The organism is Streptomyces sp. NPDC057616 (genome assembly GCF_042800575.1).
Classification (GTDB): Bacteria; Actinomycetota; Actinomycetes; order Streptomycetales; family Streptomycetaceae; genus Streptomyces.
Window position 1 is genome coordinate 80383 of the sequence record NZ_JBHVGU010000003.1, and the last position, 12860, is coordinate 93242.

The following is a 12860-nucleotide window of genomic DNA, read 5'->3' on the forward strand; positions in this document are numbered from 1 at the left end:
GGATTGTGACCATGTCCAACACTCCCATGGCAGCGAACCCGCTCACCCGGGCCGTGCTCGAGATCGACGAGTACGCCTCCGGCCTCGGCTGGGACCAGCCCGCCCGCCTCTTCGCCCTCGTAGACACCGCCCGGCTGCGGTCCCAGGAACCCGCCCTCGCGGCCCAGCTCGGGCTGGACGACAGCGCCGAGACCGGGGGCCTCACCCCGATCGAGCAGGACGAGATCCCGGCCGGGAAGCCGCTGGACGAGTTCCTCGCCACCATCGCCTGGCCCGACGCGGTGGCCGGCTGCGCGCTCACCGTGGAGCGGCTGATGCTGCCGCCGTCCGCCGAGGCCCAGGTCCCCGAGAACCTCGATGAGGCCGGCCTGGCGAAGTGGGTGGCCGACCACCCGGAGCGCCAGGAGGTCCGCATGACGGTCGCGGTGCTGCGCGACGGCGCCCGCGACTCGGCCCTGCGCCTGCGCGAGAAGGACGCGCCGACGGAGGTCCTCACCGGCTCCGAGCTGGTGCCGGGGCTGGCGCAGGCCCTGGCCGCGACCTTCGAGGAGTAGCCGGCCCCGGCGTCCGTCCTACTTGACCGTGCACGTCGGCAGGTCGGACGTCGTGCCCTCGCGGAGGTCCTTCAGCGCGCCGAGGGCGTCGTCCATGGTCTTCACCTTGATCAGGGTGAGCCCGCTGGGGGTGTCCTTGGCGGCGGCCGAGCAGTTGTCGGCCGGCGTCAGGAAGTACTGGGCTCCCTTGTTGCGCGCGCCGACCGTCTTCATCTGGATGCCGCCGATCGGGCCGACCTTGCCGTCGTCGTCGATCGTCCCGGTGCCGGCCACGAACTTGCCGCCGGTCAGGCTGCCGGGCGTGAGCTTGTCGTAGAGGCCGAGCGAGAACATCAGGCCGGCGCTCGGCCCGCCGACGTCGGCGAGCTTGATGTCGATGCTGAACGGGAACGTGTGGTCCGTCCCGGCCGAGATCCCGACGATGGCGCGCTTCTCGCCCTTGTCGTCGGAGGTCGTGGTCGTGATCGTGATCTTCTGCGTGCTGGTCGCCGTCCTGTTCTGCTTCTCGGCGGCGGCCTGCGCCTTGGCGGGCACGATCGTGAACACGACGTCCTGGCCGGGCTTGTGCCTGGTCACCAGCTTGGCGACGTCCTCAGGCTGCTTCACGGCCGTGCCGTCCACGGCCTTGATCACGTCGCCGGCGTGCAGCTTGCCCTGGGCCGGCGAGCCCTTGACCACCGTCGAGACGATCACCCAGGTCTTGACCGGGATGTGCAGTTCCTTCAGGGCGGCGACCTTGGCGCTCTCCTGGGACTGGCTGAACTCCTCGGCGTTCTCCTGCGTCGACTGCTGCTCGGTCTTGCCGTCCGGGTACAGCGTGTCGTGCGGGACGACCTTGCTGTCGTGGGCGAGCCAGCCGTAGACCGCCTCGACGAGGTTCATCCGGTAGTCGGCGCTGGTGACCCGCACGGTGGTCATGTTCAGGTGCCCGCTGGTCGCGTAGGTCTTGCGCCCGGAGATCTGCAGCACCGGCTCGCCGTCGTGGTTCCCGAGCGTGTTCACCGTGGGTCCCGGGGACATCTCCGAGTACGGCACGGGGATGAACACTCCCGCGCACAGGAGCGCGATCAGCATCAGGGTGGAGGCGAGCATCGTCGCGGTGCGGCGTGGCATGCCAAGACAGTACGGGACGGCCCTGTCAGCGGACCGTCAGCCCCACCACTGTCGTCTCACGTACCGGAGTCGGAGCGCTCCATGGCCTCGCGGAAACGGGCGTACCCGGTGAGCTCGGGACCGTCGCTGCGCTGCTTGCGCGTCCGGCCGGCCCAGCTGCCCCACAGCCCGGCCCCGATCGCAGCGACGAGCGGAATGAGCAACCACAGAAGCGCACCCATGCCGACCTCCCAACCCCGGTGAGCGACCGCGCGAACTGACTGATCAGCAGATTAACCATCCGCACTGACAACGCTCACGGCAGGGGTGCGGTTACGCAACCCGAGGACGGCACAGGGGTGTTCAGCAGGCCCCGACCCACTCCTCCGTACCGTCGGAGAAGGTCTGGTGCTTCCAGATGGGCACCTCGTGCTTGAGGTCGTCGATCAGCTTCCGGCAGGCCTCGAAGGCCTCGTCCCGGTGCGGGCACGACACGGCGACGACGACGGCGAGATCCCCCACGCCGAGATCGCCGACCCGGTGCACGGCGGCCAGCGCCCGGACCGGGTACTCGGCGACGACCTTCTCGGCGATCCGCCGCATCTCGGCCTCGGCACTGGGGTGGCACGAATAGCCGAGCTGATCGACGTCCGCGCCCCCGTCGTGGTTGCGCACGGTGCCCACGAACAGGGCGATCCCGCCGGCCGCCTCGTCCCCGACGGCCCGGAAGACCTCGTCCAGATACAGCGCGGTCTCCCGGACGGCGATCAGCTTGACGGGATCCTGCGCGGCGCGCTCGCCGGGATGATCGATCGTGGGTGCCATACCCCTATCGTGCCGCACGCCCCTGACGACACGGAATAGACGTTTCACCCGGCACGCGCGCGTGGGGGCTTGGAGTCTTCTACGAAGCCGGTGCCTTCCACGGCGCCTGGCGTCCTCTCCGCGGAAGCGGCCTGGTGAGTGCGGCCGTCCCTCAGATGCGGCGCCGTGCCTTGCGCGCCCGGCGTACCACCGCCGCCGCGCCCAGCAGGGCCACCGTCGCGCCCGCCGCGCCCGCCGCCGTCGCGTCCTTGCGGCCCAGGCGGCGTCCGGCGACGGTGCGCCGCCCGGAGACCTCCGCCAGGAGCTCCGCGAGCACTTCCTCGTTGGTCCACCGGGGGCGCCAGCCCGCGTCGTGCAGCCGGCTTCCGCTCACGACCCAGGGGTACATCGTGTACGCCAGGTCGCCGGCCGGGGACGGCGTCAGCCCGATCCGGTGCAGCCGGGCGGCCGCGCCCAGGGCCACCGCGGACGGCAGCTCCATCCGCCGGATCCCGCTGAGCTCCTCGACCTCCTCCTGCTCCAGCCATCCGTCGCAGCCGACCGCGAGCTCCCCCTCGGCCTTCTCCAGGACGACGTACTCCAGGGCGCTGCACAGGTCCTCGACGTGGCAGAACTGCCAGGCGGGCCGCGAGTCGGCGACCACGAGCAGCCGGGGCGACTCGAAGTACCTGGTCAGCGCGGTGTCCGTGCCGCCGACCAGCACCGCGGGCCGCACGACGCTGACGTTGAGCCCCGGGTGCGCGCGCGGGGCGCGCCGCGCGAGCCGCTCGATCTCCAGCAGGTCACCGACACCGGTGGCCTCGGCCGTGGCCCGCAGCTCGGCGTCCTCGGACAGCGGCAGCTCGTTGTCCGGCAGCGCGCCGTAGACCATCGCGGAGGTGCACAGGACCACCCGGTGGATGCCGGCCGCGGCCGCGGCGGTCAGCACGGTCTGCGTGCCGCGCACGTTGTAGGCCGTACGGGCGGCGGGGTCGGTCTCCAGATCCAGGTCGAGCGCCAGGTGCACCACCACGTCCGCGCCCCGCAGCTTGTCCGCGATGGCCGGATCCCGCACGTCCAGGATGTGCCACAGCGCCGCCTCGCACTCGCCGCGCCGCTCGTCGATGGCGATGACCTGCTTGATCTCGTCCGAGGCGGCCAGGCGTTCGGTGAGCAGGGCGCCGATGCCGGACGCGGCTCCGGTGACCGCGACGACGGGCCCGCGCACCGTCGGCGGGGTTGACTCGTTTCGCGCTGCGCGAACCTGAGGATCTGGGGAACTCACCGGGCGTCTCCAGCGGTTGTCTTCAGTAAGAACGCGAGTGACGCGTCCGTACCAGGTGGCATCCATCCTGCCGCAGGCCAAGAGTCGGCGAAGCACCGAGGCCCGAACCGCCCATGGTGTCTACGCTGGGTGGTGTTATCGGGCAGTCGTGCCGTCGGAGACAACCGGCGGCCTTACCAGCCGAGGAATCCCGTGAGTGACACCCCATTCGGATTCGGCCTTCCGCCGGAGGAGCCGGAAGACGGCGACGAGGGCAAGAAGAAGGATCAGGAGAGCGGTGGTGGTCAGGGCCCGGCCAACCCGTTCGGCTTTGGCGGGCTGCCCGGCGCCGGCGGCTTCGGCGGACCCGGCGCGGACAATCCGCTCGCTGCCATGTTCGGCTCCCTGAACCCCAACGACCTGGGCGCCGCCTTCCAGCAGCTGGGCCAGATGCTCTCGTACGAGGGCGGCCCGGTGAACTGGGACATGGCCAAGCAGATCGCCCGGCAGACGGTCTCCCAGGGCACCTCCGACGGCACCAAGGACGCGAGCGTCGGCCCCGCCGAGCGCAATGCGGTCCAGGAGGCCGTGCGCCTGGCCGACCTGTGGCTGGACGACGCGACGTCGCTGCCGTCCGGCGCCAACACCGCGGTGGCCTGGTCCCGCGCGGAGTGGGTCGAGGCGACCCTGCCCGCGTGGCAGGAGCTCGTCGACCCGGTCGCCGAGCGCGTCGGCGCCGCGATGGGCGACGTCCTGCCGGAGGAGATGCAGGCCATGGCGGGCCCGCTGATCGGCATGATGCGCTCCATGGGCGGCGCCATGTTCGGCACGCAGATCGGGCAGGCCGTCGGCGTGCTCGCGGGCGAGGTCGTCGGCTCGACCGACATCGGACTGCCGCTCGGCCCGGCCGGAAAGGCCGCCCTGCTGCCGCTGAACGTCGAGGCCTTCGGCAAGGACCTGGGCGTGCCGAAGGAGGAGGTGCAGCTGTACCTCGCCCTGCGCGAGGCGGCCCACCAGCGCCTCTTCGCGCACGTGCCGTGGCTGCGCTCCCACCTGTTCGGCGCGGTCGACGGGTACGCGCGCGGGATCAAGGTCGACACCGCCAAGCTGGAGGACGTGGTCGGCCAGTTCGACCCGCAGAACCCCGAGCAGCTGCAGGACGCTCTCCAGCAGGGCATGTTCCAGCCGGAGGACACCCCGGAGCAGAAGGCCGCCCTGGCCCGTCTGGAGACGGCTCTGGCCCTCGTCGAGGGCTGGGTGGACGCGGTGGTCCACGCGGCCGCGAAGCCGCGCCTGTCGTCCGCCGACGCGCTACGCGAGACCCTGCGCCGCCGCCGTGCGACGGGTGGTCCGGCCGAGCAGACGTTCGCCACGCTGATCGGCCTGGAGCTGCGCCCGCGCCGCCTGCGGGACGCCTCCCGTCTGTGGGCCTCGCTCACGGACGCGCGCGGTGTCGACGGCCGGGACGCCCTGTGGGCCCACCCGGACATGCTGCCTACGGCCTCCGACCTGGACGACCCGGACGGCTTCGTGCACCGCGAGCAGCTCGACTTCTCCGAGCTCGACAAGATCCTCGGCGAGGCGGCCGGCGGCTCGGCCCAGAAGCCGGACCTCAGCAAGGACGAGCCCAAGGACGACACCAGGGGCGAGACCAAGGACGACGACGGCAAGGGCGACGGCACCGAGTGAGCCTGTACGACGACACGGTCCTCGTCCTGAAGGGGTACGAGGACCAGGGAGGGCTCCGCCAGGCGTACCTGGACCATCTGTCGGCCCATCCGGACGGACTCTGGAAGGCGTGCCACGCGGGACACATCACGGCGAGCGCCCTGGTGGTCGACCCGGAGCGGGGACGGGTCCTGCTGACCCTGCACAGGAAGCTGCGGATGTGGCTCCAGATGGGCGGCCACTGCGAGCCGGAGGACGCCTCCCTCGCGGCGGCGGCCCTGCGCGAGGCCACCGAGGAGTCCGGGATCACCGGCCTGGCACTGCTGCCGGGCGGCCCGGTCCGCCTCGACCGCCATCCCATCCCGGCGCCCTGCCACTGGCACTTCGACGTGCAGTACGCGGTCGTGGCGCCGCCGGACGCGGTCCAGGAGATCAGCGACGAGTCGCTCGACCTGCGCTGGTTCGCCTACGACGAGGTGGCGGACGTCGCGGACGAGTCGGTCGTACGCCTGCTGGAGGCGACGCGCGCCAGGCTGTGAACGCCGGCCGCGTGTGCTGTGGGCCTCGGCCACGTGTAAGGGGCGCCCGCATCTGCGGGCGCCCCTTACGTCTGCTTTCCGGACGCTCAGCTCCAGACGTTGCCCTGGTTCTGCGCCCGCGCTCCGTGCTGTCCCATGCCGTACTGCGCGGCGAGGCCGGACCCGATCTGGGCGTTCTGCGGCGGCAGCAGTTCACTCGGCTGGACGAGCGCGAAGCCGCTGCCCATGAAACTGAGCTCCCAGCCCTCACCGGTGTTGCCGCGGCGCCGCCACACCCCGGAGGAGTGCGTCTGGGCCTGCATCTGCACCCGCAGGCCCGTGGACCAGGCGACGATCGCGTCGGCGTCGCAGTTGACGTACTTGTCGGGCGTCACCTGCATCATCAGCGGCGCACCGGAGGTCATCAGGGCGACCTGGCCGCGGCCGGTGATGTTGAGCTGGTACTTCCCGGAGCCGGAGATGCCGTACTGGCTGTCGACGGCGATGACCTCGTGGTGCAGCGAGGAGTCCATCGCGAGGACGTAGCTGCTGTCGACCGTGAGGCCGTCCTGCTCCACCTCCACCACATGGATGTGCTGGGCGAGGTTGGCGAAGAAGACCGTGCCCTGGCCGTGGCAGCGCATCAGGCTGAGGCCCTCGCCGGTGGCCGCACGCGCGTACGCCTGCCGGCTGCTCTGGTACTCGGCATCGAACTCGACGAGCCCCTGGTAGGCGACCATGGTGCCCTTGCGGGCCAGGATGTCGTCCTGGCCCTGCAGGTTGACGCGCAGCATCTGCTTGTTCTGCAGGCTGTAGCGGTCCTGGGACTGCGAGTCGTTGAAGGCGAAAAGCGGACTCTGCATGGTGTTTCTCGCTCCCCCTCAGCCCCGGAACCGCAGGCGGTCGGTGCTGTCCTCGCTCGGCTGGACGACGACGATGCCCTGACCGGAGAAGGCCATCTGGTAGGCCTCGCCGCTGCCGCGGCCGATCAGCGACTGCGCCTTGAAGCTGCGCTTGCCCTTCACCTTGAGGTTCGGGGACCAGGCGACCAGCGCGTCCGGGTCGACGTAGGTCTCGTCCTCGCCGCCGCCGCAGTCGACGACGATCGGCTTGCCCCGGGAGGTCAGCGCGACCCAGCCCTGCCCCGAGATCTTGGTGTTCCACAGGCCCTGGCCGGCGAACTTGGCGAGCCCCTTGACCCGCTCGACGCCCCAGCTGAGGGACGCGTCGAAGGCGAGCAGGTTGGTGGCGTTGACGGAGATGCCGTCGCCGTTGAGGTTCACCACGACGACGTCGGCGCCGTAGTCGGCGAGGTAGAGCAGTCCGTCGCCGGAGCACTTCATCAGGGGCGCGCCCTCGCCGGTGATCCAGTCGCGGGCGATCTGGCGCACGGCCGGCGGGTTGGGCTCGTACTGGATGAAGCCTTCATAGGCGACCATCGACCCCACGCGCGCGAGGAGGTCGTTCCCGGTCTGCATGGCGACCTTCAGCATGTTGTTGCCGTGGTTCTCCATGCGCGCGGTGACGGGTGCGGGGGCGTAGCCCGCGAGCGGCTGGTTCATGACGGGCTCCCTCAGACCTCGTAGGGCTGGACGACGACGAAGTTGCCGGGGGCGGCCCGGAACTGGAGGTTGACGCTCTCTCCGGTGTCGCCCGGGTAGGCGTTGCGGCGCATGCGGACCTGGCTGGAGACGATCACCTGGGCGGCCGCGGACCAGGCCACGACGGCGTTGCAGTCGGCGAAGGTGGTCGGCGTGACCGGCAGGACCACGGGCGTGCCGTGCGTCTTGACGACGATCGTGCCCGTCCCCTGGAACTGCATCGTGAACAGCGCGCCCCCGGGGATGCCGTGTCCCTCGATCCGGCGGACCTCGTACTGCAGGCTCTCGTCGAAGGCGAGGACGTTCTCCGCGGAGACGCAGATCGCGTCGCCCTGGAGCTCGATGGGGTGCAGGTGCGTGGAGCTCTCGGCGAGGAACACCTGGCCCTGGCCGGTGCAGCGCATCAGCTGCATCTCCTGGCCGGTGGCGTTGCCGACGATGCGGCCGGCGAACCCTGCGCCCTTGTAGCCGAAGTCGACCTTGCCCTGGTAGAGCACCATGCTGCCCTGCCGGGCGAGCACCGGCTGCCCGCCGATACCGAGGTCGACGCGGATGAGCTTCTTGTTCTGCTGCGTCCAGCGCTGCCCGGTGGGCGTCTCCTTGAACCGCGACAGCGCCGCGGTCACTCCGGCGCCGCCCTGGGGGACGCCCTGCGGAACGCCGTACCCCTGCTGCGCGGGGACCTGCCCGAAGGGCGGCTGCTGGCCGTATCCGGGCGGCGGAGTGGGCTGGCCGTAGCCGGGCGGCGGCGTCGGGGCCTGGGGCGCCTGCGGTGCCTGGGGCTGGCCGTAGCCGGGCGGCGGCGGGGCGGTCGGGGCCCCGGGCTGGCCGTAGGGCTGCTGCTGGGGCGGCTGGCCGTACGGGGTGGGCGCCGGGCCGGGAGGCGGCACCGGGGCGCCGCCGGGCGGGGTCATCGGCGCGATGATCGTGGGTGCGGCGTGGACGTTCGGGGCCGCGGCGGGCGCCGGCGCCGGAGGCGGGGTGTGTCCCGGGGGCGGCGCGAAGCCCTGGGGGGCGGGGGCCGGAGCGGCCGGGGCGGACGGTGCGCCGAAGGCGGGCGGGGCGAAGCTGGGGGCGCCACCGCTCTGCGCCTGCTGCGGGGCGGGCGCCGCGGGCTGCTCCTCCTCGGCGACCTCGCCGCCGAAGTTCTTCAGCAGCGCCTCGAGGCCGCCGTCGAAGCCCTGTCCTACGGCGGCGAAGCGCCACACGTCCTTCAGGTAGAAGTCGCCCAGCATCACGGCACGTTCGGTGGAGAACTCCGAGCCGTTGAAGGAGTACCGGGCCACTTCCTCGCCGCCCGCGACGATGCGGATGTATCCGGGGGCGATCTGCGACATCTGCCCGGCGCCGTCGAGGGTCGCCGTGAACGACAGCTTCTGGATCTGCGCCGGGATCCTGTCGAGCGTGATCCGGAAGGACTCCGTGTCCCCGGCCTGCGCACCCAGGAGCTGGATCGACTCCTCGGGCGACTTCGGCTGGTTGAAGAAGACGAAGTAACGGTCGTCGGAGAGCCGTTCGTCGGCGTCGAGACCGAAGCAGCTGATGTCGAAGGTCAGTCCGGGGCCGCTGATCTGCACGCCTACGTACAGATCCGTGCCCGCGGTGAGGTCACTGATCTTGGCCTTGTGGCCGCGTTGGAATTCCCTGGCCATGCGTAACGACCGTCCCCCATCCCGAATGCGAGTGCGTCGCGCCAGGCTAACGGCAAACTCGGACACCGGATGAAGTCGGTACAGACCCGGTACACAACGGCAGCCCCCTCGCGGGAGCGGCCCTCACTCCCCGCGGGCGCCCGGCAGATGCGGCAGGCGTTCGGCGGCGACCACGCCTTCGAGGTATCCCCGGGCCCGCTCGGTGCGCGGATAGGCCTCCAGCAGGCGCCAGAAGCGGGGCCCGTGCCCGGGGACCAGCAGATGCGCCAGCTCGTGGACGAGCACGTAGTCGACGACGTACTCGGGCATGCCCTGCAGTCGGTGCGAGAGCCGGATGCTGCCCTCCGACGGGGTGCACGAGCCCCAGCGCGTGTTCTGGTTGGTGACCCAGCGCACCGAGGTGGGCCGCGCGCGTCCGTCGAAGTACTGGGCCGACAGCCGCTCGGCGCGCTCGGCCAGCTCGTCGTCGCCCAGGAGCCGTTTGCTCTCCTGGGCGGCCAGCTTGTCGAGCATGACGGTCACCCAGCGCTGCTCCTCCGCCTCGGACATCCGGGCAGGGATGAGTACGACGGTGCGATCGCCCTCGCGGTACGCGGAGACCGTCCTGCGTCGACGGGAGCTCCTGCGGACCTCGATCGCGCTCGCCCCCGAGCCGCTCGGCGGCTGGCTCGTCGTACTGCGCTGTGGCGTTCCGGCGCTGTGCAGTGGGTCGGCGGGCACGCCCCGACGTTACCTGTTGCACATGGGGGAAGTCCCGACTCCGGGACGGTTCCGTGCCGATCGCCCACCAGGCGTTTGATTTGTACGACGAATGCTCGCAGGTTGTGGACAACTTTCGACGGCTGTCGGCCGGTTTGGGCATGCTGGTTCTCGCCGGGGACGCCACGACCAGGCTCCGCGGACGGGATGGCGGACGGAGACGTTCGACGAGGGCTTACGGGGGCCTGTCATGGATGTGATGGATGCTGAGATTCCGGTTGCTTCGGTTGCTCCGATTGCTCCGGCGATGAAGCCCGCGCTCCGGCGCGGCTGGCGCGACCTCAACACCGTGCAGTTCGGGATGGCCCCGGCGCACGCGCTGACGCTCGGCCCGATGGACACGGCGACGGGCAGCTTTCTCGACCTGCTCAACGGCACCCGCGGGCTGCGCCTCCTGCGCGAGGAGGGACGCCGGATGGACCTTCCGGACGGCCATGTCGACGCGCTGGTGCAGCGGCTGGCCCGGGCAGGACTCCTGGACGACGCCAAGGGCGGCGGGCCGGACGCCGACGAGCTGCGTGGCAAGAAGGAGACCATGGCCCGGCTGCGCCCGGACCTCGCCTCGCTGTCGCTGGTGACCACCGGTCCCGGTGAGCCGATGCGGCGGCTGGCGGCGCGGCGCTCGCTGCGGGTGCAGGTGCGGGGTGCGGGCCGGGTGGGCGCCACGGTGGCCTCGCTGCTGGCGGGCGCGGGGATCGGCGAGGTCGACGTGCGGGACGTCGGCCGGGTCGAGCCGGAGGACGTGGCACCGGGCGGCCTGCCGGCCGGGTCCGTCGGCGACCGCCGGGACGAGGCCGCGCGGCAGGCCGTGCGCCGGTCCGCGCCCTGCCGCCCGCCGCGCCGCACCCGCGGGTCTCCGCTCGCGGACGGCGAGCCCGGCTTCTCCCTGGTGATCCTGGCCCCGCGGGACGACGTCGCCGTGCACGCTCCTTTGCCGTCCACCGCGGAACCGCTCATCGCCTCGGGCACGCCGCACCTCTACGCCGGTGTCGTGGAGGCGACCGGAGTCGTCGGCCCCCTCGTCCTGCCCGGCGAGACGGGCTGCGCGGGCTGTCTGCACGCGGCGCGCACCGACCGGGATCCGGCCTGGCCCCGTCTGGTGGCACAGTGGCGGTCGGGGCCGCCACGCCCGGCGCGGGCGTGCGATGTGACACTGGCCACAGCGGTCGCGGGGTTCGCGGCGGCGCATGCGCTGTCCTTCCTGGACGGCCAGGTCCCGACGAGTGCCGGCGCGCGCTGGGAGGTCTCCTTCCCGGGTCTGACCTGGCACGCACGGCCGGTCTGGGCGCATCCTGCATGCTCCTGCGGTGCGGCGGAGAAAGGTAAGGGAGAACACACCTCAATGGACGAGGAGTCACACGGGACAATGGAGGGGCAACGGCCGCCGAAGACGTTGTGCCGTGAGGCAGAAGCGGCGCGGCCGGCAGGGACTTGGAGGGCGCATGTCTGATCTTCCGCGCAAGGCGGTCACCCGGACCGCCAAGCTCGCCGCGCTGCCGCTCGGCTTCGCCGGGCGGGCGACCTGGGGACTCGGCAAGCGGATCGTCGGCGAGTCCGCGGAGATCGTCGGCCGCGAGCTGCAACAGCGCACGGCGGAGCAGCTGTTCAAGGTGCTCGGTGAGCTCAAGGGTGGCGCCATGAAGTTCGGCCAGGCCCTGTCCGTCTTCGAGTCCGCCCTGCCGGAGGAGATCGCCGGTCCCTACCGCGCGGCCCTGACGAAGCTGCAGGAGGCGGCGCCGCCGATGCCGACCAGCACCGTGCACCGGGTGCTCGGTGAGCGGCTCGGCGAGGACTGGGGCGACCTCTTCCTCGAGTTCGAGGACAAGCCCGCCGCGGCGGCCTCGATCGGGCAGGTGCACCGCGGGTTGTGGCACGACGGCCGCGAGGTTGCGGTCAAGGTCCAGTACCCGGGAGCCGGCGAAGCCCTCCTGTCCGACCTGAACCAATTGAGCCGTTTCGCCCGACTGTTGGGCCCGCTCATCCCCGGCATGGACATCAAGCCCTTGATCGCCGAGCTCAGGGACCGGGTCTCGGAGGAGCTGGACTACGGCCTGGAGGCCCAGGCCCAGCAGGTTCACGCCGAGGAGTTCGCGGACGACCCGGACGTCGTGGTGCCGGGCGTGGTCCACCAGTGCGACCAGGTGCTGATCACCGAGTGGATCGACGGCGTCCCGTTGTCGGAGATCATCGCGGACGGTACCCCGGAGCAGCGCGACCGGGCCGGTCAGCTCCTGGCCCGCTTCCTCTTCTCGGGCCCGGCCCGCACCGGACTGCTGCACGCCGACCCGCACCCGGGCAACTTCCGTCTGCTGCCCGGCGGACCGGAGGGCGAGGACGACTGGCGTCTGGGCGTCCTGGACTTCGGCACGGTGGACCGCCTCCCGGGCGGCCTGCCGACCCCCATCGGCGACTCCCTGCGCATGACGATCGACGGCGACGCGGAATCCGTCTACGAACTCCTCTGCGCGGAGGGCTTTGTCAAGGAATCCATAGAGCTGGACCCGGGCGCCGTCCTGGACTACCTGCTGCCGATCATCGAACCGGCCAGGGCCGACGAGTTCACCTTCACCCGCGGCTGGATGCGCAGCCAGGCGGCCCGTATCGCCGACGTCCGCTCCCCCGCCTACCAGCTGGGCAAGCAGCTGAACCTGCCGCCGGCCTATCTGCTGATCCACCGGGTGACGCTGAGCACGATCGGCGTGCTGTGCCAGCTGGGTGCGACGGTGCGGCTGCGCGAGGAACTGGAGGAGTGGCTGCCGGGCTTCCTCGTGGAGGAGGACGAGGGCGAGGGCGAGGCCGTGGAGGCGTGACGCTCTCCGCCGCCTGAACACGCCGCGGGGGGCGGGCCCTTCTGGCAGAGCAGCCCCCCCAAGGAGATCTCCCCCCCCCCCGGAAGGGAGGACCCCCCTTTCCAGCGTGGGTTTCTTCCTCCCTCCCGCCCCAGCCCA

At 71.6% G+C, this 12860-nt stretch carries 13 protein-coding genes; 5 read left to right on the forward strand and 8 right to left on the reverse strand.

Annotation, left to right across the window (positions count from 1 at the left end):
• The first annotated feature begins 11 nt into the window (after positions 1–11).
• Entirely contained in the window at positions 12–554 is a 543-nt protein-coding gene (locus ACFU97_RS03930) for a PPA1309 family protein (protein WP_384250488.1), read from the forward strand.
• Between the two features lie 18 nt (positions 555–572).
• Here the strand turns inward: ACFU97_RS03930 and ACFU97_RS03935 are convergent, their stop codons facing one another.
• The 4 genes from ACFU97_RS03935 to ACFU97_RS03950 all read right to left on the reverse strand — a co-directional run bounded on the left by ACFU97_RS03935 (position 573) and on the right by ACFU97_RS03950 (position 3735).
• The gene (locus tag ACFU97_RS03935; RefSeq protein ID WP_384250490.1) at positions 573–1667 is read right to left on the reverse strand and encodes a PDZ domain-containing protein; all 1095 of its coding nucleotides are present in this window, start codon (positions 1665–1667) and stop codon (positions 573–575) included.
• A 56-nt stretch (positions 1668–1723) separates the two neighbouring features.
• Entirely contained in the window at positions 1724–1888 is a 165-nt protein-coding gene (locus ACFU97_RS03940) for a hypothetical protein (RefSeq protein ID WP_384250491.1), read from the reverse strand.
• A 121-nt stretch (positions 1889–2009) separates the two neighbouring features.
• Positions 2010–2471 carry a molybdenum cofactor biosynthesis protein MoaE gene (locus tag ACFU97_RS03945; RefSeq protein ID WP_384250494.1) on the reverse strand — a complete coding sequence of 154 codons (462 nt, stop codon included), beginning with the start codon at positions 2469–2471 and terminating at the stop codon, positions 2010–2012.
• Positions 2472–2622: 151 nt separating this feature from the next.
• A complete protein-coding gene (locus ACFU97_RS03950; RefSeq protein ID WP_384250496.1) occupies positions 2623–3735 on the reverse strand; it encodes an SDR family oxidoreductase in 1113 nt (370 codons plus the stop codon).
• A 192-nt stretch (positions 3736–3927) separates the two neighbouring features.
• Here ACFU97_RS03950 and ACFU97_RS03955 point away from each other — a divergent pair, with 192 nt between their 5' ends.
• Positions 3928–5403: a zinc-dependent metalloprotease gene (locus tag ACFU97_RS03955; protein WP_384250499.1), complete on the forward strand. Its 1476-nt coding sequence runs from the start codon at positions 3928–3930 to the stop codon at positions 5401–5403.
• The gene (locus tag ACFU97_RS03960; RefSeq protein WP_384250501.1) at positions 5400–5921 is read left to right on the forward strand and encodes an NUDIX hydrolase; all 522 of its coding nucleotides are present in this window, start codon (positions 5400–5402) and stop codon (positions 5919–5921) included. Before ACFU97_RS03955 ends, ACFU97_RS03960 begins: the two co-directional genes overlap by 4 nt.
• A gap of 86 nt (positions 5922–6007) precedes the next feature.
• Here ACFU97_RS03960 and ACFU97_RS03965 read toward each other — a convergent pair whose 3' ends face one another.
• The 4 genes from ACFU97_RS03965 to ACFU97_RS03980 all read right to left on the reverse strand — a co-directional run bounded on the left by ACFU97_RS03965 (position 6008) and on the right by ACFU97_RS03980 (position 9873).
• Positions 6008–6763 (reverse strand): AIM24 family protein, encoded by a 756-nt coding sequence (locus ACFU97_RS03965; RefSeq protein WP_384250503.1) that lies wholly within the window; start codon positions 6761–6763, stop codon positions 6008–6010.
• Positions 6764–6781: 18 nt separating this feature from the next.
• Positions 6782–7462 (reverse strand): AIM24 family protein, encoded by a 681-nt coding sequence (locus ACFU97_RS03970; protein ID WP_266684610.1) that lies wholly within the window; start codon positions 7460–7462, stop codon positions 6782–6784.
• An 11-nt stretch (positions 7463–7473) separates the two neighbouring features.
• Entirely contained in the window at positions 7474–9153 is a 1680-nt protein-coding gene (locus ACFU97_RS03975; protein WP_384250506.1) for a TerD family protein, read from the reverse strand.
• Positions 9154–9276: 123 nt separating this feature from the next.
• Complete coding sequence (locus ACFU97_RS03980; protein WP_384250508.1) at positions 9277–9873, reverse strand: M48 family metallopeptidase; 597 nt, start codon at positions 9871–9873, stop codon at positions 9277–9279.
• A 274-nt stretch (positions 9874–10147) separates the two neighbouring features.
• Between ACFU97_RS03980 and ACFU97_RS03985 the strand changes: the two genes are divergently transcribed.
• Both ACFU97_RS03985 and ACFU97_RS03990 read left to right on the forward strand, forming a co-directional pair.
• The gene (locus ACFU97_RS03985) at positions 10148–11362 is read left to right on the forward strand and encodes a TOMM precursor leader peptide-binding protein (protein ID WP_384251109.1); all 1215 of its coding nucleotides are present in this window, start codon (positions 10148–10150) and stop codon (positions 11360–11362) included.
• Positions 11355–12722: an ABC1 kinase family protein gene (locus ACFU97_RS03990; protein ID WP_384250510.1), complete on the forward strand. Its 1368-nt coding sequence runs from the start codon at positions 11355–11357 to the stop codon at positions 12720–12722. Before ACFU97_RS03985 ends, ACFU97_RS03990 begins: the two co-directional genes overlap by 8 nt.
• Positions 12723–12860 lie beyond the last annotated feature (138 nt).